The sequence below is a fragment of the Nocardia brasiliensis NBRC 14402 genome (assembly GCF_000308475.2).
GTDB classification, from domain to species: domain Bacteria; phylum Actinomycetota; class Actinomycetes; order Mycobacteriales; family Mycobacteriaceae; genus Nocardia; species Nocardia brasiliensis.
Map to the genome: position 1 here is coordinate 197,111 of NZ_BAFT02000057.1, position 20,999 is coordinate 218,109.

21 protein-coding genes are annotated in these 20,999 nt (G+C 67.4%); 8 read left to right on the forward strand and 13 right to left on the reverse strand.

The features are described from left to right. Positions 1 to 34: 34 nt before the first annotated feature. The 5 genes from TY25_RS17965 to TY25_RS17985 form a co-directional block, all read right to left on the reverse strand. Positions 35 to 448: a nuclear transport factor 2 family protein gene (locus TY25_RS17965; RefSeq protein ID WP_042257706.1), complete on the reverse strand. Its 414-nt coding sequence runs from the start codon at positions 446 to 448 to the stop codon at positions 35 to 37. 240 nt (positions 449 to 688) lie between these two features. Next, entirely contained in the window at positions 689 to 1,399 is a 711-nt protein-coding gene (locus TY25_RS17970; protein ID WP_042257707.1) for an alpha/beta fold hydrolase, read from the reverse strand. A gap of 16 nt (positions 1,400 to 1,415) precedes the next feature. After that, complete coding sequence (locus tag TY25_RS17975; protein ID WP_042257709.1) at positions 1,416 to 2,375, reverse strand: alpha/beta hydrolase; 960 nt, start codon at positions 2,373 to 2,375, stop codon at positions 1,416 to 1,418. 33 nt (positions 2,376 to 2,408) lie between these two features. Beyond that, complete coding sequence (locus TY25_RS17980) at positions 2,409 to 3,119, reverse strand: alpha/beta fold hydrolase (protein ID WP_042257711.1); 711 nt, start codon at positions 3,117 to 3,119, stop codon at positions 2,409 to 2,411. 64 nt (positions 3,120 to 3,183) lie between these two features. Then, on the reverse strand, positions 3,184 to 4,203 hold the full coding sequence (locus TY25_RS17985; RefSeq protein WP_042257713.1) for a GlxA family transcriptional regulator: 1,020 nt from the start codon (positions 4,201 to 4,203) through the stop codon (positions 3,184 to 3,186). Positions 4,204 to 4,281: 78 nt separating this feature from the next. Between TY25_RS17985 and TY25_RS17990 the strand changes: the two genes are divergently transcribed. Beyond that, positions 4,282 to 4,890, forward strand: coding sequence for a TetR/AcrR family transcriptional regulator (locus TY25_RS17990; RefSeq protein WP_052383038.1), 609 nt, complete (start codon positions 4,282 to 4,284; stop codon positions 4,888 to 4,890). Positions 4,891 to 4,987: 97 nt separating this feature from the next. Here the strand turns inward: TY25_RS17990 and TY25_RS17995 are convergent, their stop codons facing one another. The 7 genes from TY25_RS17995 to TY25_RS18020 form a co-directional block, all read right to left on the reverse strand. Continuing rightward, a complete protein-coding gene (locus TY25_RS17995; RefSeq protein ID WP_042257715.1) occupies positions 4,988 to 7,774 on the reverse strand; it encodes a DUF5682 family protein in 2,787 nt (928 codons plus the stop codon). Then, a complete protein-coding gene (locus TY25_RS18000; protein ID WP_042257716.1) occupies positions 7,771 to 8,889 on the reverse strand; it encodes an ATP-binding protein in 1,119 nt (372 codons plus the stop codon). The genes TY25_RS17995 and TY25_RS18000 overlap by 4 nt, the downstream gene beginning before the upstream one ends. A 14-nt stretch (positions 8,890 to 8,903) precedes the next feature. Further along, positions 8,904 to 10,229 carry a vWA domain-containing protein gene (locus TY25_RS18005; RefSeq protein WP_042257718.1) on the reverse strand — a complete coding sequence of 442 codons (1,326 nt, stop codon included), beginning with the start codon at positions 10,227 to 10,229 and terminating at the stop codon, positions 8,904 to 8,906. Then, positions 10,226 to 11,602: a hypothetical protein gene (locus TY25_RS18010; protein ID WP_052383039.1), complete on the reverse strand. Its 1,377-nt coding sequence runs from the start codon at positions 11,600 to 11,602 to the stop codon at positions 10,226 to 10,228. The genes TY25_RS18005 and TY25_RS18010 overlap by 4 nt, the downstream gene beginning before the upstream one ends. Next, positions 11,602 to 11,877, reverse strand: coding sequence for a hypothetical protein (locus TY25_RS44090; RefSeq protein WP_236639125.1), 276 nt, complete (start codon positions 11,875 to 11,877; stop codon positions 11,602 to 11,604). Before TY25_RS44090 ends, TY25_RS18010 begins: the two co-directional genes overlap by 1 nt. Next, complete coding sequence (locus TY25_RS44095; protein WP_236639126.1) at positions 11,865 to 12,110, reverse strand: hypothetical protein; 246 nt, start codon at positions 12,108 to 12,110, stop codon at positions 11,865 to 11,867. Before TY25_RS44095 ends, TY25_RS44090 begins: the two co-directional genes overlap by 13 nt. Before the next feature lie 93 nt (positions 12,111 to 12,203). Beyond that, positions 12,204 to 12,458, reverse strand: coding sequence for a winged helix DNA-binding protein (locus tag TY25_RS18020; protein WP_146154130.1), 255 nt, complete (start codon positions 12,456 to 12,458; stop codon positions 12,204 to 12,206). Between the two features lie 62 nt (positions 12,459 to 12,520). On the opposite strand from TY25_RS18020, the gene TY25_RS18025 reads away from it, so the two are divergent. The 3 genes from TY25_RS18025 (at position 12,521) to TY25_RS18035 (ending at position 15,394) form a co-directional block, all read left to right on the forward strand. Then, positions 12,521 to 13,345, forward strand: a complete 825-nt coding sequence (locus tag TY25_RS18025) for a hypothetical protein (RefSeq protein ID WP_146154131.1) — start codon at positions 12,521 to 12,523, stop codon at positions 13,343 to 13,345. 156 nt (positions 13,346 to 13,501) lie between these two features. Beyond that, a complete protein-coding gene (locus tag TY25_RS18030; RefSeq protein WP_162184210.1) occupies positions 13,502 to 14,431 on the forward strand; it encodes an alpha/beta hydrolase in 930 nt (309 codons plus the stop codon). Positions 14,432 to 14,491: 60 nt separating this feature from the next. Next, the gene (locus tag TY25_RS18035) at positions 14,492 to 15,394 is read left to right on the forward strand and encodes a D-alanyl-D-alanine carboxypeptidase family protein (protein WP_042257722.1); all 903 of its coding nucleotides are present in this window, start codon (positions 14,492 to 14,494) and stop codon (positions 15,392 to 15,394) included. Positions 15,395 to 15,397: 3 nt separating this feature from the next. Here the strand turns inward: TY25_RS18035 and TY25_RS18040 are convergent, their stop codons facing one another. Beyond that, positions 15,398 to 16,135 carry a TVP38/TMEM64 family protein gene (locus TY25_RS18040; protein WP_042257724.1) on the reverse strand — a complete coding sequence of 246 codons (738 nt, stop codon included), beginning with the start codon at positions 16,133 to 16,135 and terminating at the stop codon, positions 15,398 to 15,400. A gap of 197 nt (positions 16,136 to 16,332) precedes the next feature. Here TY25_RS18040 and TY25_RS18045 point away from each other — a divergent pair, with 197 nt between their 5' ends. The 4 genes from TY25_RS18045 (at position 16,333) to TY25_RS18060 (ending at position 20,975) form a co-directional block, all read left to right on the forward strand. Further along, positions 16,333 to 16,536: a cold-shock protein gene (locus TY25_RS18045; RefSeq protein ID WP_014988265.1), complete on the forward strand. Its 204-nt coding sequence runs from the start codon at positions 16,333 to 16,335 to the stop codon at positions 16,534 to 16,536. Between the two features lie 945 nt (positions 16,537 to 17,481). Next, the gene (locus tag TY25_RS18050) at positions 17,482 to 18,087 is read left to right on the forward strand and encodes a dihydrofolate reductase family protein (RefSeq protein ID WP_042257726.1); all 606 of its coding nucleotides are present in this window, start codon (positions 17,482 to 17,484) and stop codon (positions 18,085 to 18,087) included. Between the two features lie 167 nt (positions 18,088 to 18,254). Then, positions 18,255 to 19,445 (forward strand): ROK family transcriptional regulator, encoded by a 1,191-nt coding sequence (locus tag TY25_RS18055; RefSeq protein WP_201773679.1) that lies wholly within the window; start codon positions 18,255 to 18,257, stop codon positions 19,443 to 19,445. 27 nt (positions 19,446 to 19,472) lie between these two features. Next, entirely contained in the window at positions 19,473 to 20,975 is a 1,503-nt protein-coding gene (locus TY25_RS18060) for a sugar ABC transporter ATP-binding protein (protein WP_042257729.1), read from the forward strand. The last annotated feature ends 24 nt before the right edge of the window (positions 20,976 to 20,999 follow it).

A 20,999-nucleotide genomic window follows, 5' to 3' on the forward strand; every position in this document is an offset into this window, starting at 1 on the left:
CGGATCGGGTGTGGCGGTGACAGGGTTGGTTGCTTCAGGCAGGTCGCATCGTCTGCATGGTGCGCTCGCCTTCCCAGAAGGCGCGGACGGCGACGATTTTGCCGGTCTCGTCGACCTTGTAGATGAACACACCTTCGGCCTCGAGCACCTGGCCGTCGTTCTGGCTGCGGACTTTGCCGGTGTAGGCGACTTCGGCTCCGCAGGCGAAGGAGTCGTCGAACAGGAACTCGATCGAGTCATTGGGGGCGATGGCGTTGTCCCAGAACGCCGAGATGGCGTCGCGGCCGTGGTGACCTTTACCTTCGGCATCGAAATGTGAAGGGCCGACTGGATCTTCGACCAGGGCGTCTGCGGCGAACAGGTTCAGCCAGGTGTCCTTGTCTCGCGCTTGGACCGCTGCGTGTAGAGCCTTGCTGGCGGTGCGGGCCGGGTGGGTGGCGGCGGTCATGGTTCCTCCTGGTGTCGGTCGCCGCGTGATCCGGGCGGCGGAGCGGATGCCGTGTGTAGGCAGAGCGCAGGCAGCGGTGCCAGGGAGATCTTTTCGGGCGGCAAAGGGAGGGGTCAACGCGCAGGCGTCAAGTGCGCAAGAATCGTTCGATAGTGGGCGAGATCGTGTCGCCGACCAGGCGATAGTGGCATCGGCCTAGAAAAGCCGGTGTGGCTCGCCGGCACCGACGAGCCACCACGACTACCTCTTCACCGCAGCAATGATCAGTTCACTCACCACATCCGGGCGTGACACCGAAACCGCATGCGAAGCAGCTGTTTCGACAGCCGTAGCACCAGCACGCTCCACCATGAACCGCTGCACCTCGATCGGAATGTTCTTGTCCTGAGTAGTCAGCAGCGCGAACGACGGGATCGATTTCCACGCCGCTACAGCGGCAGGCTCCTGTAATGCGGCGACTGCCACCGGTCGTTGCGTGACGGCCATCTGCTGAGCGGTCGCCGCGGGCACGTCGGCGGCGAACTGCTGTGGGAACTCTTCCTGTCGGATGTAGAGCTCGGTGGCGGTACCGCCGTCGGCGAGGGGGTAGGTCGCTTCGCGGGTGGTCGGCGGCAGGGTGGAGCCGGGGAATTTTCCGGTGAGTTCCAGCGCGCTCTCGCCCTGGTCGGGCAGGAAGGCGGCGATGTAGACGAGCGCGGTGACGTTGGGGTTCCCTTCGGCCGCAACGGTAATGACGCTTCCGCCGTACGAGTGGCCGACCAGAACGATCGGCCCCTCGACCGTCCGCAGTACCGAAGCCACGTAAGCAGCGTCGGTGGCGAGACTACGCAGCGGGTTGGCCGCGGCGAGCACGGAATAGCCCTGTCCACGCAGGTTTTCGAGCACGCCGTTCCAGCTGGAGGAATCGGCGAACGCACCGTGGACGAGCACGATGGTGGGTTTGTCGGTCACGATAGTCCTTTCAGGGTTAGTAGAGTGCGGCCTTCAACGCCGCAATGGCCTGTGCGACAGCGGCTTTCGCCGCATGCGTGTCGTGCATCGAATTCACCATGACGAAGTCGTGGATGATCCCGCCGTAACGCACCTGCGTGACCGGCACGCCCGCCTCGCGCAGCTTGCCTGCGAAGGCCTCACCCTCGTCACGCAGCACGTCGGCCTCACCGGTGATCACCAAAGCCGGTGGCAGACCGGACAATTGCGCGGCGCTCGCACGCAACGGTGACGCCGTGATCTGCGCGCGGTCCGCCTCGTCGGTCGTGTACTGGTCCCAGAACCACTTCATGCCGTCACGGGTGAGGAAGTAGCCTTCGGCGAACTGTTGGTACGAGCCGGTATCGAAGTTGGCGTCGGTTACGGGGTAGAACAGCACCTGCTGCAGGAACGACACGTCGCCGCGCTCCTTCGCCATCAGGGTCAGCGCGATGGCCATGTTGCCGCCGACCGAGTCGCCCGCGATCGCGATCCGCGACGAGTCGAGGACCTTCTCCGCACCATTGGTGCTGACCCACTGGGCAACTCGATAGGACTGCTCATTCGCGACCGGGTAGCGCACCTCGGGCGAGCGGTCGTACTCGGGGAAGACCACCGCCGCGTGCACGCCGACGGCGAGGTCGCGAACCAGCCGGTCGTGCGTGTGCGCGTCACCGAAAACCCAACCTGCGCCGTGGGTGTAGACGATCACCGGCAGCGGATCGGTCACGCCCTGCGGCTTGACGATCCGGACCCGCACCGAACCGGTGGGCCCACCCTCGACGGTGATCCACTCCTCCTCGATCTCGGGCTTGAAGATCGGGGTGTCTTGCACGCCGTCCACCGCTTTGCGACCTTCTTCAGGCGTCAGCTGGTAGAGGAACGGTGGCTGCGAGGTCGCGTCCACGAACTCCTGCGCGGCCTGTTCGAGCGAGATACCCAACGGGTTCCCAGTCATTTTCGTACCTTTCTCCTCGAGAGTTGTTGCGATTCAGGACAGTTCGGCGAGTGCGCCGGTGATGACCGCGGTCACCTCGGCGGGGTGCGTCTGCATGACCAGGTGCGGAGCGTCGAGCTCGACCACCTTGCGGAGCCCGGCGCGCTGATAGCCGAAACGTTCGACGTCCGGATTGATGGTGCGGTCGGCGGCAGAGACGATGCCCCAACCCGGCTTGGTTCGCCAAGCGGCCGCCGACGCTGCTTCGCCGAACGCGGCCGCCGAGAGCGGCCGTTGCGAAACCGCCAGCACCCGAGCCTTTTCGGCGTCGAGACCGGCCGCGAACACGGCGGGAAAGGCGTCGATAGCCACCGAGACGTCGGTGCCCGGTTCGCCGCCATCGGTCGGATACGGCGCATAGACGAGGTTGGCCGCCAGCTCGGAATCGGGGAAACCGCCCTGCAATCGGCCCAAGCTCTCGCCTTCCGCGAGCGCGTAACCGGACACGTAGACGAGCCCGGCGACGTTGTCTGCGACACCGGCGACCGTGATCACCGCGCCTCCGTAGGAGTGCCCGACGAGCAGTACCGGCCCTTCGATCTGCTCGACGAAGGACTTGATGTAGGCGGCGTCGGCGGCCAGGCTGCGGTTGAAGACCGGCGGTGCGAGCACCCGATGGCCTTGTCCGAGCAGCATTTCGGTGACCGGCGCCCAACTCGCCGCGTCGGCGAAGGCGCCGTGGATCAGAACGATGGTGGTGGACATGCCTGTCAGTGTTCGGGACCGGGCCCTGCGCGCGCCCCCCTTCGCAGGCCACAAAAGCCCCTGATCAGGACACGGCCGCTGTCGTGTGCTCCGCGAAAGTGGCCGCCGTCACGCCGGTGGAGCGGAATCTCTCCTGATACTTCCGAGGCGAAATACCCAGGCGCGCAACAAATGCCCGGCGCAGCGCCTCACTGCTGCCGTATCCGGCGGCCATCGCGGCCTCGGTTACCGTGTATCCGGCGTGCAGCTTGTCCCTGGCCAGCCCGAACCGGATGAACGCGACGAACTCGGCCGGCGAACTCTCCAATTCGGTGCGGAACAGCCTGGTCAGGTGCCGCACGCTGACCTGGGCGTGCGCGGCGAGGGTCTGCACGGTGTGCGGGTGTGCCGGGTTCGCGCAGATCAGGTCCACCACCTTGCGGGTCAGCGGACTGCGCGGTGCGGGTCCGCGCAGCGAGGCAGAGAACTGCGACTGCCCGCCCGCGCGCTGCATGTAGACCACGAGCGATTGCGCAACCGCCCTGGCGACGTCGGCGCCGTGATCCTCCTCGACCAGCGCGAGCGCCAAATCGATGCCCGCCGCGACACCCGCTGAGCTGTAGACGTTTCCGTCGCGCACGAAGATCGAATCCGGATCGACGGTGACCGTAGGGAAGCGGCGTGCCAGGTCGGCGGTGAACTTCCAGTGTGTGGTCGCCTGCTTGCCGTCGAGCAAACCGAGGTTCGCCAGGACGAACGTCCCGCTGCAGATCGAAGCCAGCCGGCGGGTGCGCCGGGCCAGCAGTTGCGTGGCCGTCAGCACGTCGGGCGTCATCCAGCGCGCGTGCGGCAATTCGCTGCCGGGAATCACCACCGTGTCGAAGCTGCCCGCCTCGTCGGCCGCGCTCGCGACCTCGATGCGCGCGCCGATCGAGGTCTGCACGTCCGTGCCGTCGGCCGAGATCAGCACGACCTCGTACCCCGCCACCGATTGGTTCGCCTCGACGAAGGCCTCCGCGGGCCCGACGAAGTCGAGCATCTTCACGCCGTCGAAAACCAGGATGCCGATCCGGCGGCGCGAGGCCGTGGCTGAAGTAGGGGACATGTCCACCAGTATTATGGAGTCGTGCCTCCATAACAAGTGGTGTTCACCACGCCCGCGAATGATTGGTAACTTGTGCAAATGGGACGCCCCCGCCGGTTCGACGAATCGGGCCTGCTCGACGCCGCGATCGAGCTGTTCTGGTCGAAAGGTTTCGACAGCACCTCGGTTGAGGACGTCTCGGCCGTGACCGGGGTGGGCAACGGCAGCATCTACGCCGCCTTCGGCAACAAGAAGGGCTTGTTTCTAGCTGCTTTCGCGCGCTACTGCGAGCGCCGCGCGCAATTCGTGAGCGATACCGTCCGCCAGGCACCCGGCTCGGCCCGCGCCGCCGTGCGCACCCTGCTGCGTTCCGTCATCGACGACTGCGCCGCCCAACCCGGCCGCCGCGGCTGCCTGCTGATCAACAGCATCGCCGAACTCAGCAGCCGGATCCCCGAGGTCGTCACCATCGGCAACCGCGCCACCACCGCCATGGAAGAGGCTGTCGCCGAACGTCTCCGCCCCACCATGCCCCCCGGCGACGAAGCCGAACTCTCCGCCCTCAGCGCCAACATCATCCTGGTCTCCCAAGGCCTGATCCTCTTCAGCCGCCTGGGCACCCCCCGCCCCCGCCTCCTCGAAATAGCCGAAATCTCCTCCGCCGCCCTCCCCGCCCCCTGGGCCGACCACCTCACCCCCGCCCGGTGATCTGCGGGTCCCTAGGCAGCACCCCTTCTGCGCTGACGCACCCGCTGTGGTGTGCAGAAGGGGGTGCGAGACGGCAGAAGGGGTGCGTGTTCGGGGGTCAGGTCGGGCCGAGGTGGTTGGCCAGGGCGGTGGCGGTGGTGGGGAATCGTTGGAGGAGGTCGGCTACCTCGTGGTTGGTTGCTGGTTGGGTGGACTGCCAGGTGTTTTCGATGCCGAGGAGGGCGGCTAGGGCGTCGCAGGTGGTGGGGTGGGTGGCGAGTAGGTCGTTGGCGGGGCTCCCGGCGGATGATGTCAGAGGTGTTGGGGTGGAGGGGGATTCGAGGGACCACGGTGCGGTGAAGTTGTCTACGGCGGGGAGGGCGCCGGGGAAGGTGCGGCCCGCTTCGCGGACCAGGCCGGGGATCAGTTCGCCTGCTTGATCTTTCAGGGTGGTGATGAGGTTCGGTAGCCAAGGCAGCAGTACCGCATCGGGGAGTGTGCCGAAGGCTTTCGACAGGAGTTCCACCACAAAGGGTCTCAGGGCGGGCGCGGGATCGATGGCCTGGACGAATCCGCTGACGTACTGCGGAACCGACGGCAGCATCAGCGGATTGGCCAGCATCTCGTCGCACCGGGTGCGCAACTCGGCCATCGTGAGCAGGCCGAGTTGGAACCGCGCCGCCCACAGCAGGGCGACTTTGGCGGGCGCTTCCGGATGTGATTGCAGGACTGCCAATTCCAGTTGGGTGTGGTCGCAGCCCAAGGACAGGGCCAGGTTTTCCATCCCGAACAGGAAGCCCAGCATCGCCGCGACTTGCGCCGGGCCGGTTTCCTCGGCGGCGAAGGCGGTGGGCAGCAGGGTGCAGTAGTGGGCGTAGCCGGCGGTCACGAAGCGTTCGCACCAGGCGGGCAGGCCGCCTTCGGTGGAGCGGAAGTAGTTGAGCAGCAAGCGGATACGGCGTAGTACGAGTGGTGCGTCGTCTACGGTGCGTTCGGCGGCGAGCAACTCGACCGCTCGGTTGCCCAACTCGTCGGCGAGGCGCACCGAGCGCAGGTACACCAGCGCGTCCTCGACCGCGGCGAGCGCGATCGCGGCGGTCGCGTCCGGTGCGGTGACGGCCCGGCGCAGGCGCTGCTCGAGCACCTGTTCGACGGTCACGCCCTCGTAGCCGAGTTCGACCAGCGAGCGCTGGTATTTACCGAGCCCGATATCCCAGCTCTCTTGGATCGAGGTCGCGCCGAGCCCGCGCGAACCCATGATGGGCCGCAGCGCGTCGTGCGGCAGCAGCTTGCGCAGCAACCACAGCAGGTCCGAGCAGGCCCGCAGGTCCGGTGCCGTCTGCAGATCCAGCAGCGCGCGTTGCAGCGTTCGTTTGGACAGGTCCAGGCCGAGCGGTTCTAGCCGGTCGAGTACGTCGCGGGCCAGCGGCGGCAGCGCCGCGTAGCCGACCTGGCCGATGCGGTCGCCGCCGAGCAGGATCTCGCACAGTCGCCGCACATCGCGTCGTCCCGGTACCCGGTCCTTCTCGATGCAGGTGACGGCCGCGTCCTGGAAGTCGTAGGGCGTCGGCCGGGCACGATTACGCAAGCCTGCCAACAGGATCGAGGTCTCGAAGACGGCGATGGCGTCGGCGGTGCTGGCCAGATACCCGTTGCGGCGGGCGAGCCGCACGATATCCACCGACCATTCCAGGAGCTCGGCCTCGTCCAGGGGATCGAGTACCGGTGGTCGCGACAGAAAGCCGGAAAGCTGATCCGCCACTTCGGTTTCGGCCGCAGCGGGCAGCAGCGCCTTCTTGACACGCTTCTTCGTGCCGGGCTGGCCTTCCAGCTGGAACGACTGCAACGCCCCGCGCCGCAAGCCTTTCGCCCAGGTGGCCGCCGCGATCGACACGGCACCACCGGCCAGCCCGAACTGCGCCTCGATGGCGGAATGGCTGGATGGGATCAGCCCGTAGTGCCACGTGGTGGCCGAGCGCGGCGAGATCTCGAATGAGGTCGCCGGTGCGGCCAGGCCGAATTCCTCGACCGGGCTGGCCGCATGGGCCGCGCCGCACACGTGCAGCGCCTGACTCGGATCGATGTTGTTGGCGGCCAGGTGTTCCCGCATCCGCGTCCACATGTACCGCTCGCGGTTCTCGTCCTCGGCGGTGCTGCCGCGGCGCAGCCGCCGGAACAGGCTGCCGATCATGACCATGACCTGCCGGTAGGTGTCGTAGTCGGCGTCCGCGAGCGGCTGTTCGACGTACTGGTCCCACCACTCGGACCAGTGCCGGACCTTGCCGTGGTGCAGCAGGTGTTCTTCCAACTCGGCGAAACGGGGCCGCAGGTCGCCGATTTCGATGCCGACCGCCGAGCCGTGCAGGCCGTCTTCTTCGGGCTGCTCGCCATCGGCCGGTGCCGGCTCGTCGTCGGGCGCCCACTGGAAGACGTGATCGGTAGACCGGTCCACGAGCACCAGTTCGACGTCCGGCGTTTCGAGTGCGTAAGCGATGGCCTGATATTCGGCCGACGATTCGGTGATCGGCGCGACCACCGACAGCGGCGCCCATTCCACCGGGAAACCCGCGGTGTCGGTCGCGAAGGCCTGCAGTGCCACCGGCAGCCGACAGTTACGCAGCTCGTCCAGCAGCGGCCGCAGATCTTCGCACAGCTCCAGATAGATGACGCGAGGCTGCTTTTCGCGCAGCCGCCGCACCATGGCCAGGCCCGAAGCAGGGGAGTGGTGGCAGACCGGGAAGATCTCCAGGCGCTCGGACAGCGCCCGGTCGACATCGTCGATCATGCCCGCCAGGATGTCGCCCGCCGCCCCGGGCGCACCGGCGAACGCGACGGCCGCGTCCGCCAGCTGCTCCCGCAGTGCCGCAAAGGTATTCGGCGCGGGCCGGGTGCCGGTGGCGGTCACGAGAGCCTCGCGATCGCCGCCCGGCCGCCTTCCAGGAACTCGCCCCAGGCCGCGTTCCCCTTCTTGTCCTTGCTGCGCGGCTCGACCACGCCGTGCAAGTACTTGTTGAGAATGGCGAGGTCCTCGGGCGTGCGGCGAGCCAGCGAGCCGACGAGCGAGCCGGCCAGGGTTTCGGCGCGCAATTCCTTCGCTCCGAAGAACTGACTGTGCAGGATGGCGTCCTCGAGCACGCCGATCTGCTCGGCGGTCGACAGCGCCGACTCCAGCTTGTCGTCGTCGCTGGTGGCGGCGGCCGCGGCGGCGCGCAGATCGGCGAAGCTCTCCAGCAGGATGTCCAGCAGTGTGGGCGGCAGATCCAGTTCGATGGAGTGCCGGCGCAGCAGTTCGGTGGTGCGGAAGCGCACGATCTCCGCCTCGCTCTTCTTGTTGGACACCACCGGAATTCGCACGAAGTTGAAGCGGCGCTTGAGCGCCGACGAGAGGTCGTTCACGCCGCGGTCGCGGCTGTTGGCCGTGGCGATGATCGAGAAGCCCGGCTGCGCGAACACCACATTGTCGTCGTCGAGTTCGGGAATCGAGACGTACTTCTCCGACAGGATGGAGATCAGCGCATCCTGCACATCACTGGTGGAGCGGGTGAGCTCCTCGAAGCGACCGATCACGCCCTGCTCCATGGCGGTCATGATCGGGGACGGGATCATCGATTCCCGGGACTGGCCCTTGGCGATGACCATGGAGATGTTCCACGAGTACTTGATGTGGTCCTCGGTGGTGCCGGCGGTGCCCTGCACTACCAGGGTGGAATTGCGGCTGATCGCGGCGGCCAGCAGTTCGGCCAGCCAGCTCTTGCCGGTACCCGGATCGCCGATGAGCAGCAGGCCCCGGTCCGAGGCCAGGGTGACGATGCTGCGCTCGACGAAACTGCGGTCGCCGAACCATTTCTGGGCCACCTCGCGGTCCAGCCCGTCGGCGCGTTCGGATCCGAGAATGAACAGCCGCACCATTTTCGGGCTCAACCGCCACGCGAACGGCTTGGGGCCATCATCGATGGACTCCAGCCAATCCAGTTCCTCGGCGTACTTGACCTCGGCGGGGGCGCGCAAAACGTCGTTCATGATGGCTGGGTCTCCTAGTCGAGAAAGTTCTTGAGTTCGTGCACGAGCTTCTGGATGCGTCCGGAAATCACCGGGGTGCCGAGGTTTTTGAACCGTTCGCGGAACCACGGGTTGACGCTCTGATGGCCGGAGCTGTTCACCGACCCGACGGGGATGAGCTTCACCCCGGAGCGGTGAACCGCCTCCATCGATTCGAACAGCGGCTGCGAGCGGTCGAACTCGTAGAAGTCCGAAATCCACACCAGCACGGTATTTTTCGGGTCCGTGATCTTGGGCTCGGCCATCGCCATGGCGACCGGCCCGTCGTTGCCGCCGCCGAGATTGGTGCGCAACAGCACCTCGAACGGATCGTGCACCCAGGGGGTGAGATCCAATGCGCGCGTGTCGTAGGCGATGAGATGCACATCCACCTTCGGCAGGCCCGCGAAGATCGACGCCAGAATGGTGCAGTTCACCATGGAGTCGACCATGGAACCGGACTGGTCCACCACCACGATCATGCGGGCGGGGACGGTGCGCTTGGCGGTCTGGCGGTAGTAGAGCCGGTCGACGTAGAGGCGCTCGTCCTGCGGATTCCAGTTGGGCAGGTTCTTCCAGATGGTCCGGTCCACGTCGAGGTTGCGCAGGATGCGCTTGGGCGCGACCGTGCGGTCGACGGTACCCACGCTGGTCTGCTGCACCTGGGTGCGCAGCACTTCGGCGACCTCGTCGATGTAGCGGCGGATCAGGCGTTTGGCGTTGGCCAGCGCGACACCGGACAGATTGTGCTTGTCGCGCAACAGCTGTTCGATGAGCGACATGCTCGGCGTGAGCTGCGCGGCCAGGTGCGGGTCGGCCAGCACCTCGCGCAACCGCATGCGCGACACCATTTCGCCCTCCAGACCGGTGAGCACCCCGTGCACGGCACCGGCCTGCTCCTCGCCCAGGCAGCGGCGCAGCCAACCGGCATCGGACTGCCAGCCGGCCAGCTGGGTGGCGCTGACCTGACCGGACCCGGTGGCGAACACGTTCAGCAGCAGCTTGGAAACCAGTGCCGCAGTGCGGACATCGGCCGCGCCGATGGGCGGTGGGTCGTCGGATGCGGCCGAATCCACCGCCGTGTCGTCCTCGGCGGTGGCGAAGTCGAGGCGTTCGAACTCCGTCTTCATGTCCGGATAGCGTTGCACCACATTGTCGATGGAGATACCGGGGTCGAGCACCGCCAGCGGCAGTCCCAGATCGTCGACGATGCCCGCGCTCGCCTGTTCGAGCGTCGGCTGCTGCTCGCCACTGAAGACGCCGGCCAGCAAGCGCCAGTACAGGATCTGGCGCCGGGTCTCATGATTCGGTTCACTGGTCATCGGCGCAGCAGCCGTCCCGCGCGCTCGCGCAATACCGCGACGGCGTCGCCCGATTTGGCTTGCGCCTTGGCAACTTTCGGGTCGGTCGGGCCGAGTGCCCAATCACCATTGTGGAAGGCGGTGAGCGCGCTCTTGACTTTGCGTCGGATCGCCAGTGGACGGACCGACCAGCCGTCGGCGTCCCAGCGCAGCAATCCGATCATGGTGCTGGAGGCGGTGACCCCTGCCGACGTGAGCGGCCCGGCGGACGGCAGCGCGTCCAGTTCGACCCGAATCCGCTGATCACCCAATTCCATTGCACCATCGCGGAATCGGTAACCCTCGAAGAAGACCGGTTCGGCGATGTGTACCGGATCGCGATCCAGCGGCGCGACGGCCGGGGCGTGTGCCTGCGGCAACTGCACGGCGGCGGTGGCGAACGGATCGGCGGACGCACCGGCCTTGGCGCGGTCGTCGTCCCACAGCAGGTCGCCGGTCGCAGTCAGCGGCATGTCGGTAAGTTCCAACGCGCGCTGTTCCGCCAGCGCGGTGCACAACTGCGTGTGCGCACCCAGTAGTTGCCAAACCGCCGGTCCCACAATGGTGTCCACCTTGGCCGCGGCCACCGAGGCCCGCACCCGGCGCGAGGGTGCATCGGCGAGCTCCAGCACACCGTACAGCTGGATCTGCACCACGGTGCCGTGCTCGTGCACGTCGACGCCCAGCGGTAGCAGGCGTCCCGAAATCGACTCGTTTACAACGGATTCCGCACTACGCCGGGACAACAGCAGTGCGCGCGTCCACAGATCGGCCCAACGTCGCGCGGGTATCCGGTCCATGGTGGCGATCGGCGCGGACGCCCCCAGCTCCGCGGTGAAGCCGTCCAGCAGAACCGCCAGCCGCCGCAGCGTGGGCTCGGCCAGCAGCGCCGCCACCGTGTGGTCCGCGGCTGCGACCAAATCGTGGTCCACGCCGCGCCATCCGGCGATCGCCAGTTCACCGAGCCAGGCGCGCGAACCCTCCGCGAGCGGGTTCGCTGCGACGGTATCGGCCGCACCTGTCCACTCGAAACGGTTGCGGCCCAATGCCGTATCGGCCTGCTCGACGAGGGCATCGTGCACCGCGCCGAGCAGGGCGGCACGGGCGGCGGCGAGTGCCGTCAGCTCCTCCGGGCCCAGTGCTCCCGTGCTCACTTTCGCCACCGCCGCGGCTACCGCCTCGGCGAGTGGCGAGCCCGCCACTGCGGTGGCGAGGGCTGCCAGGGCCGCGCTCTGCGGCTCGGAAACCCGAGCGAAGCCGTTGACCAGCGCGGTATCGAAACCGTGCACCGCGTCCATGGCGGCCGCGACGCCGGTGGGCGCCTCCGCCAGGGCCGCGAGTTGTACCGGCTGCATCAGCGACCCACCCCCGCCGGGAACCAGTGCAACTCCGGGATCGGCGTCGTGCTGCCCGGCAGCTCGAGATAGGTCAGGTGCCGCAGGAATCTGCTGAACACCGCGGCCGCCGGCGCCGGATCCCGAGTTCCGTTGAGACAGTTGACGAGTCGCTCGCCCTCCGGGACTTCCACGCGCAGGAAACGAGCTACCCGATCCTGTCCGTATTGGAGCACCGCTTCATCGATGAGCGAATCCAGATGCTTGCAGGTCCACCCCTGGTTCAACCCCCGCACGGCCGGTTGTTGTTGGTGCTGCAGCTCAGCCCGTGCGTCCCCGCGGTCACCGAGGCCACGTACACCCGTGAAATATCGGAGCCGCTCGACACCACGCCCTGCAGGCGTCCGTCGGCCAGCTCCACGAACGGCACCTTGTTCAGCTTGCGCGGTGCGACAGCGGGCAGAACCCGCACGACAGAAGCGTTTTCCCAAGCCGGTTCCTCCGGCGTGGCACTCGGATTCGAGGCCATCGTTCTCCCTCCCGGTCGATCACGATGCGCCCAAGGTATGTGACGGCACCGACAAGTACCGCACCGGCCGCCGATGCACGGCGCTGGAGACGGTCAGTCGGTGCCTGTAATGGTCGCGGCGCCTGCGGATTTCGCCCGCGCGGCCGTGGTCGAGAGGCGGCCGAGCTGTCGTTGTTCCGCCGCGCTGAGGTGTGCGATGGGGGACCGGGTGGGCATCGCGGTGCCGATCAGCTGGCGGACCTCACGGCCGCGTTCGGCCAGCCGCACGATCTTGGCGCGTCGGGTGGCCGGGTGGATCTCGCGGGTGATCAATTCCTTCTCCTGGAGGCGGTCGGCCCGGAAGGTCACCGTGGACCCCTTCTGCTGCGCTTCGTGCGGACCAGCCGGGTCTTCGTCGGCGTGGGTCTGGTGTGGCTGGTCAGTGTCGGCGTCTCGATGTTCTTCCTCTGGCACGTGGCCATCCCGATGACGGGAATGACCGCGTTGGGCGGTCTGGCCTTCGGTTCGGTGTTGACGCTGCCCTCCTGGCGGACCGCCTGCTCACGCCGAGACTCGGCATGGTCGGTGGGCTGCTGGTGTTCCCGCTGGTGCGCGCGGTGTGCGAGTTCCTGCTGGGGGTTTTCGGTCCGTTCGGCGCGGCGTACGGACTCCTCGCCGATACGCAGATCGCCGATCCTGGCTTGTTGCAGATGATCTCGCTGACGGGGCCGTGCGTCGTCGGCTTCTTGGCCGGTGCCCTCACCGCCGTGGTGAACTACGTGTGGGAACGCGCTCGACGAGCTGAGCGGCCGCATGGCCGGAATCGTCATGTTTGCGTCCTGGTGCCGCCGCCGTCCCCGGTGGACTCTGGCGATATGAAGAAACTGGTTGGACCGCTGTCCACGGTGCTCGGCGTAACCCGGATCCTGCTCGGCCTCGGATACATGTTCAATCCGAAAATGCTCAATATCGCCACCTTCGGTCCGGACGGCGATACCCCGGAATTGCGTATCACCAACAAAATGCTCGGCGTCCGGGAAATCATCATGGGATCGGTGACGTTGTCGGCGGTCAGGTCCGGCTCGCCTGTGCTGTCGAAGAGCCTGCTGGCCAGCGCGGCCGCGGACGCGTGGGACGGCTTCGGCGCACTGACCACCTCCGGCGCATCCCGGCAGGCGAAGCTCTCGGTCGGGTTCGTGGCGCTGACCGCCTCGGCGCTGGAGGCAACCGCAGGCTCTTTGGCCGCCAAACGGTAGATCCGGTGACCTTCGACATATCGAGGAAACGGCATCCGAATGGAATACGTGAACGAGCACGTGGGCGCCTGTTGCGCCGCTCCGGTCTCGCAGCGGACGCATACGGCGAGTCTGCGTCTGAAATTCGTGCATTTGTTGTTACGGGCGACTCTGCGGGTGATCGAGGATCTCGCGCTGTGGGCGAACCGCCGGGGTTGGCTGACTCCGGTCGAAATCGCCTCTAGGGCAAGCCGTCTGGACCGGCTGGCGGCAAGACTGCCGCTTCCGAAGGGCGTCGGGGTGCGCGGTGTCGAGCTCGATACCTGTCCGGCCGAGTGGATTTGGGACGAATCCATCGGCTCGGACCCGCTCGATCGGGGTGCCGCCATCCTGTACTTCCACGGCGGCGGGCTGGTCACCGGTGGCTTGAACACCCATCGCGGGATGGTCGCCCGGATCGCCTGTGACGCCGGTATTCCCGTGTTCAACGTCGCGTATCGGCAACTGCCGCAAGCGCATATCACCGAGACGATCGAGGACTGCGTCGACGCCTACCGTCATCTGCTGAGTCTGGGGCTGCCGGGTGACCGGATCGTGTTGGCCGGCGACTCGGTCGGGGCGGGACTGGCCTTTTCGGTCGGACTAGCTGTTCGTGACCGAAAACTCCCCATGCCACAGGCCATCGTCGCGCTCTCGCCTTGGGCCGACTTCGATTCGGCCCGCCGCCGCGACCATGCCAACGAGCGTCGCGAGCCGCATACCCCCGACGCGATGTACGCCCTCCTGGTGGATTGGGGACTGCGCCACGAGGGTCGCCTCGATCCCGCCTGGTCGCCGGTCAATCACGATTTTTCCGGTATGCCACCGGCCCTCATCCACGTGGGCACCACGGAGGTGCTGCTGCCCGACGCGGAGGAACTCGTCAAGAAATATTCGGCGGCGAATGTCGCTGTGCAACTGGAACTCTGGGAGAGCGGGATCCATGTCCTGCCGCTCGCCGCGCCCCTCGTTCCCGAGTCACGCGAAGCCATCGGCAAGATCGGTCGTTTTATTCGCGAGGCCCTCGACGAAACGCGCACCGAACGGTCGTTGCCGTTATCCGGGTGACTCGCGCAGCGCCGTGTCGAAATACCGCTGGTCGACGCCGGGTAAAGGCAGAATGCGGCCATGCGAATAATTGCCCGATTGTTGCAAGCGGTGGTCACCTGCGTGCTGCTCGTGGCAGTCGGGCAGGGCGTCGCGGCCACTCCCGCGCAAAGCCAGTTGCCCTGGACGACTCCGGCGCCGGACGGCGTGCAGGCAGCGGGCGCCGCGCTGGCCGACGGACTCACCGGCACGGTGCTGTGGTCGCGCGAGCTGAACACCAGGCTGCCGATAGCCAGTATCGCGAAGGTGATGACGGCGCTGGTCGTGGCCGAGACCGGTGATCTGGACCGGGCGGTCACCGTGCCGTCGGAGAGCATCGCGTACTGCGTCCGGCACGACGGGAGTACCGCGGGCTTGAGCCCGGGCGAGGTGCTCACCGCGCGCCAGTTGCTCTACGCGCTGATGCTGCCCTCGGGCTGCGACGCCGCCTACACCCTCGCGGAAGCATTCGGGCCGGGCCAAAACGGCTTCCTTGCCCGTATGAACGGCCTAGCGGGTCAAATGGGATTGGCGGGAACGTATTTCGCCGACCCGAGTGGATTGCCGACGCCGACGGACCACTCCACCTACTCGACCCCGGCGGACCTGATCGCCCTGGGTTTGCGCGCGACCCGCCAACCGGTGCTGCGCGAGATCGCCGGCACGCCCGATTATCACCTGCCCGCGGGCCCCGGCAATCGTGAGCATTCCTGGCACACGACGAACCTGCTATTGGGCGACTACCCCGGGGCCTCCGGCATCAAAACCGGCTACACCGATGCGGCGGGAACATGTCTGCTGTTCCACACGGTCCGGGCGGGGATACCGTTGATCGGCGTGGTCCTGCACAGCTCTCCGTACGGTGCCGTCGCGGCCAAAGAGGACGCCGAGCGCATCCTGGACTGGGTCTATCACCCCATCTTCACCGTGCTTCCGATCGGCTAGCCGTCAGCTCTGCCGCGGGTCGTGCGTATCGTCCTGTGCGGGTGCGGGTTTCCGGACTCGACCGTGGTACCGCCAGGCGTGGAAGCCGCGGTGCGCGGCGAAGGCGCCGAGGACGGCCACAGTGCACCATACCGCGATCGCGGTGTAGGCCAAGGGCGCCGACAGATCGCCGATGGACGCGCCGAGCGCGGTGTAGACGAAGGCACGCGGCGCCGAACCGATGAACGCGCCGACTGCCATCTGCCACAGCGGAACTCCGAACGCGCCGAACACGTAGGACGCGAGCGCATCGGAAATGCCGGGGACGAAACGCTGCCCGACCACGGCCCACAGCCCGCCGCGTTCGATCGCGGCGTCGATGCGGTCGGCCCGCTCCGTGCCGAGCAGACCGCGCGCACTGTCCCGCCCTGCCCGCCGCCCGAGAAAACTCGAAACCGTGGCCGTGCCCACCACCGCGCCCAGGGTCACGAAAGTGCCGAGCACGGGGCCGAACAGAAAACCACTTCCGGCGGCCAGGATCGGGCCGGGCACGAAGATGGCGCCGAGCAGCGCTGCCGCTACGGCGTAGACCAGCGGCGCGGCCGGCCCCGTCGCCCCGATCGCGTCGCGTACGCCCGCGACGTCGACGACCCGTGCGATCGCGACGAGATAGAACAATCCGAGCAGGAAAACGGCACACAGCGCCAGCCGGACACCGTGGCGCCATCTGCTGATCCGCGCGCGATCGTCGTTGTCGGTCATGGTGGGTCCACCCTGCCCCGCCGTGGTCCGGTTCGCGAGGCCAGCCTGGCGTTTTTCCGCCAGGCCGACCCGCGCCGAGGGTTGGCTGGCTCACAATTTGGGATTTTCTCAGGAAGACGTGCGATGGTTGTCGGGTGAGACCAGGCTTATCGCAGTGATTTGCTCGGCTCATCTACAGAAAAGTGTGAAGTAAAGTAATGACGCAAGGCACTGTGAAATGGTTCAACGCTGAAAAAGGCTTCGGCTTCATCGCGCAAGACGGTGGCGGCGCTGACGTGTTCGTGCACTACTCCGCTGTTTCCGGCTCGGGCTTCAAGTCCCTCGAAGAAGGACAGCGCGTGGAGTTCGAGGTCGGTCAGGGACAGAAGGGCCCCCAGGCCCAGGACGTTCGCGCTATCTGAGTTCCGCAGGTAGAGAAAGCCTCGCACCCGTTCGGGTGCGGGGCTTTTGTGCGTGATGGCCGGTCCCGAGCCGGGAGCGGAGCCGCCGTCCGGTGCACCCGAAACGCGCACTGTGCGTGCGGAAGAGGCGCAATCCGCTGCTGGGCAGTGCGAGGTCACCGGGGCGGGTAGGCGAATCGGGATCGGCCCAGGCCGGTACACCCTCCACCACGCCACAACCCACCCCCAACCGCGCAGCGCGCCCCCACCCCGCATCACCCCAACCCGCCACCCGGCTACACGCACAGGCTAGTTCCGAGCCCGCCGACGCCGCCTCGAAAATCCCATACACACCAAGGTATTTCGCCGTCCCGCCAAGCCCGAGTGCGCCGCGCAACACCCCCTGGCGACTTGATCTGGAACGCCCCCAACGCCTACCCCACCTCAACCCCCGGGTCCACGCCCTCACCCATGCCGGAACCGCGCCCGGAACCTGAGCTGACGCCGCCAACACCTGCGCCGAATCCCGATTCAGCCCCCGGTTCGTGCCGAGATCTGAGCTGACGCCCACACGACCGCGAGCCGACGGCTGCACGGACGTCCACGCGCGTCCCGGAGCCGCACCTGGAATGTGAACCGCCACCGACACCGGTGCCCGTGCTGGAGCCACACCCGGATCCCCGGTCGACTCCGCTGTCGCCGATGTTCGTGCCCACGCCGGACCCCACTTCCCGCCGCCGCCAAGCCTCGCGCCGTCGCCCCGTTCACGCCGCAACCGGACCTGCCGACGCGTACTTTCGTGCTGGAGCCGCATCTGGAAGGTATGCGATGCCGAACCTCGAGCTGCCGCCAGCGGCCCTACTTCCGCGGTAGACCCGGAGTCGATGCGAAACCCCGCGGCGCGGCCGATGAGTTCGGGCCGCTCGGCCGGTCAGAGTTGGTAACACCCTAGGAAAGGACATCGTCATGTCGGAGCTTCTCGTCGACTTCATCACTTCTCTCGACGGCTACGCGTCGGGGGAGGGTTGGCCCGGTTTTTGGGGGCTCGAAGGGCCGGAGTATCTCGCGTGGCTCGGTGAGCAGCCGCAGGTCACCTACTTGATGGGGGCGAACACCTATCGGCTGATGTCGGGTTTTGCCGGCGGTGCGGTGCCGGACGGCCAAGACGAGTTCAGGCCGGAGGAAGAGGCGTCCGTCGACGAGCTCACGAAAGCGTCCAAGGTGGTGTTCTCCTCTTCCCTCGAAGACCCGTTGACGTGGGCGAATTCCACGCTGGTCCGTGACGACGCCGTCGAGGCGGTGCGCGCGATGAAGGCGAGTGGGTCGGGGATCCTCAGCACGATCGGCAGTTTGAGCCTGTGCCGGTCCCTGCTGCGCGCCGGACTCGTCGACCGGTTCCGGGTCGTGATGTTCCCGGTGATCACCGGGGCCACGGGTGCGGAACGCATCTACGACGGCTACCCGGATGTCGCCCTCGAGATGACCGAGCACCGCACCTTCGACGGCCGCATCCAGCTGGTCGAGTACCAGCCGCGGGTGCTCGAGCATCCGCCGCTCGGCGCCCCTGCGTGATGTCGCCCCGTCCGCCGGTCCGAACAGGCACCGAGACCGGCGGACGCGTGACCCCACGGCCAACTTTGTCCTGATACAGGACAAAGTTCGTATCAATCTGACGGAAGTGACTACACGGGCCGACAAAGTCGGGTTGAATCGCGGGCATCCGTCGGAAAGAGGGAACGATGCGGATCGCGGCGAGACCCGAAAATGCCCACCAGGCGCGGCTATTGCGGCTGCTGCGGGATCACGGGCCGCGGTCGCGGTCGGATCTCGGGCAGCCGATGGAGCTGTCCAGGTCGAAGCTCGCGGTCGAGCTGGCTCGGCTGGCCGAACTCGGGCTGGTGGAGGCGGGGGGCCTCGCGGACTCCAGCGGTGGCCGCCGTTCGGCGATCGCGCGGCTGGCGTCCGGCCTGCGGTTCGCGGCGGTGGATATCGGGGCCACCTCGATCGATGTCGTGGTGACCGACGGCGAATTGCGGGTGCTGGGCCACCTTTCCGAGCCCTGCGATATCCGGCAGGGACCGGCGGCAGTGCTGGAACGAGCGGTGGATCTGCTCGGCAAACTACGAGACGAGCACGCGGCGGCCGGTCGACTGCACGGCGCGGGAATCGGCGTGCCGGGCCCGGTGAGTTTCCGGGACGGTATGCCGGTGACGCCGCCGATCATGCCGGGGTGGCACCGTTTTCCGGTGCGCGAGGTGGTCGCGCAGGAGCTTGGCTGCCCGGTGCTCGTGGACAACGACGTCAATATTCTCGCCCTCGGCGAAATGCACGCGGGCTCAGCATCTTCGGTGGACGATTTCCTTCTGGTGAAGGTCGGCACCGGTATCGGCTGCGGGATCGTGGTCGACGGCGGGATCTATCGCGGCGTGTCCGGCAGCGCGGGCGATATCGGGCATATCCGGATCAGTGACGACGGACCGACCTGCGCCTGCGGCAACAACGGCTGTCTCGAGGCTTACGCGGGCGGGGCGGCATTGGCCAGGGAGGCGCTGGCTGCCGCGCGGGCCGGTCGGTCGCCGTTCCTCGCGCAGCGTCTGGCTGGTGCGGGCACGCTCACCGCGATCGACCTGGCCGATGCCGCCGCCGCGGGAGACCCGTTGGCGGTGACCATGATTCGAGAAGCCGGCGCGCACCTGGGCACCGTGCTGGCGGGCCTGGTCAGCTTCTTCAATCCCGGGCTGGTGGTGATCGCCGGGGGGATAGCGGGTTTCGGGCATCCGCTGCTCGCGGAGATCCGCAGCGTGGTCTACCGCCGCTCGTTGCCACTGGCGACCGGCAATCTGCCGATCGTGCTGTCCGAACTCGCCGGGCTCGGCGGCGTGATCGGCGCGGCCCGGCTCATCAGCGATCACGTCTTCAGCGTCGCCTGATCCGCGGCGTCGGCAAGGAGGCCGGCCATGGACACCGTGCTCACCATGCGGGGCATCGTCAAAGAATTTCCCGGTGTACGGGCGCTCGATCACGTCGATCTGGAGGTGCGCGCGGGCGAAGTGCACTGCCTGCTCGGCCAGAACGGGGCCGGGAAGTCGACGCTGATCAAGGTGCTGTCCGGCGCGCACCAACCCGACGGCGGCGAATTACATTGGCTCGGTAGGCCTTTGCGGCTGTCCGGCCCTGCGGCCGCAACTCGCCTGGGCATCGCGACGATCTACCAGGAGTTGGATCTCTGCGACGGGCTCAGCATCGCGGAGAACATCTTCCTCGGCCATGAACACGCACGCGGCGGCTTCACCCGCCGCGCTCCCGCGGCCCGGGCCACCACCGAATTGCTCGGTCGCCTAGGACATGCCGAGCTGCACCCGGACACCGCGGTCGGTACCTTGCCCGCCGCGGCCAAGCAGGTGGTGAGCATCGCACGGGCGCTCTCGTACGACGCGCGCCTGATCGTGATGGACGAACCGTCGGCGGCCCTCGGCAACGACGAAGTGGCCAACCTGTTCCGCATCATCGCGCAGCTTCGCGCCGAAGGTGTTGCGGTGGTGTATATCTCGCATCGACTGGACGAGATCCGGACGATCGGCGACCGGATCACGGTGCTGAAGGACGGCCGCACCGTCGCCGCCGGACTGCCCGCGCGCACCACCGGCACCGAGCAGGTGGTCTCGCTGATGACCGGACGAGGCAATCTGGAGTTGCAGGCCCCACGGGTCGCACCTGCCGCCGCGGCCCCGGAAGTGCTGCGGGTGACCGGACTCGGGCTGTCCGGTCGTTTCCACGACGTGTCGTTCACGGTGCACGCGGGCGAAATCGTCGGTCTCGCAGGCCTGGTCGGCGCGGGCCGCTCGGAAATCCTGGAGACGATCTACGGTGCGCGCCGGCCGTCGTCCGGGCAGATCCTGGTCGACGGTCACCGCATCAGGCCGGGCAGCACCACCGCGGCGGTGGCGGCCGGTCTCGGACTGGCGCCCGAGGAGCGCAAATCGCAGGCGCTGTTCCTGCTGGAATCGGTGGGCCGCAACATTTCCGCCGCCTCACTGCCGCGCTTCTCCCGCTTCGGCTGGTTCGACCGGCGCCGGGAACGCGCCGACGCCGGTGCGGCACTGGGGCGCGTCGGCATCCGCCCGTCCGATCCGGCGCATCCGGTCCGGGAACTGTCCGGCGGCAATCAGCAGAAGGCGATCCTGGCCCGGTGGCTGCTCGACGACTGCCGGGTGCTTCTGCTGGACGAACCGACCCGCGGCGTCGACGTGGGTGCACGCGCCGACGTGTACGCGCAGATCCACCGGCTGGCCGACCAGGGCGTCGCGGTGCTGCTCGTCTCCAGCGATCTGCCGGAACTGCTCGGGCTTTCCGATCGGGTGCTGGTGCTGCGCGACGGCGCGATGATCCACGCGGCGCCCGCGGCCGAGCTGACCGAACACGACACCATCGCCATGATCATGGAAGGGAGTGCCTTGTGAGTGCGTTACCACGGGCACCGCGTA

Excerpts from the sequence above, each read along its gene's own strand:
- TY25_RS18040 (WP_042257724.1), bottom strand. The coding sequence starts at position 16,135 with ATGACCGACAACGACGATCGCGCGCGGATCAGCAGATGGCGCCACGGT.
- TY25_RS17990 (WP_052383038.1), top strand. The coding sequence starts at position 4,282 with ATGGGACGCCCCCGCCGGTTCGACGAATCGGGCCTGCTCGACGCCGCG.
- TY25_RS18045 (WP_014988265.1), top strand. The coding sequence starts at position 16,333 with ATGACGCAAGGCACTGTGAAATGGTTCAACGCTGAAAAAGGCTTCGGC.
- TY25_RS18050 (WP_042257726.1), top strand. The coding sequence starts at position 17,482 with ATGTCGGAGCTTCTCGTCGACTTCATCACTTCTCTCGACGGCTACGCG.
- TY25_RS18055 (WP_201773679.1), top strand. The coding sequence starts at position 18,255 with ATGCGGATCGCGGCGAGACCCGAAAATGCCCACCAGGCGCGGCTATTG.
- TY25_RS18060 (WP_042257729.1), top strand. The coding sequence starts at position 19,473 with ATGGACACCGTGCTCACCATGCGGGGCATCGTCAAAGAATTTCCCGGT.
- TY25_RS17985 (WP_042257713.1), bottom strand. The coding sequence starts at position 4,203 with ATGTCCCCTACTTCAGCCACGGCCTCGCGCCGCCGGATCGGCATCCTG.
- TY25_RS17980 (WP_042257711.1), bottom strand. The coding sequence starts at position 3,119 with ATGTCCACCACCATCGTTCTGATCCACGGCGCCTTCGCCGACGCGGCG.
- TY25_RS17975 (WP_042257709.1), bottom strand. The coding sequence starts at position 2,375 with ATGACTGGGAACCCGTTGGGTATCTCGCTCGAACAGGCCGCGCAGGAG.
- TY25_RS17965 (WP_042257706.1), bottom strand. The coding sequence starts at position 448 with ATGACCGCCGCCACCCACCCGGCCCGCACCGCCAGCAAGGCTCTACAC.
- TY25_RS18005 (WP_042257718.1), bottom strand. The coding sequence starts at position 10,229 with ATGACCAGTGAACCGAATCATGAGACCCGGCGCCAGATCCTGTACTGG.
- TY25_RS18035 (WP_042257722.1), top strand. The coding sequence starts at position 14,492 with ATGCGAATAATTGCCCGATTGTTGCAAGCGGTGGTCACCTGCGTGCTG.
- TY25_RS18000 (WP_042257716.1), bottom strand. The coding sequence starts at position 8,889 with ATGAACGACGTTTTGCGCGCCCCCGCCGAGGTCAAGTACGCCGAGGAA.
- TY25_RS18010 (WP_052383039.1), bottom strand. The coding sequence starts at position 11,602 with ATGCAGCCGGTACAACTCGCGGCCCTGGCGGAGGCGCCCACCGGCGTC.
- TY25_RS44095 (WP_236639126.1), bottom strand. The coding sequence starts at position 12,110 with ATGGCCTCGAATCCGAGTGCCACGCCGGAGGAACCGGCTTGGGAAAAC.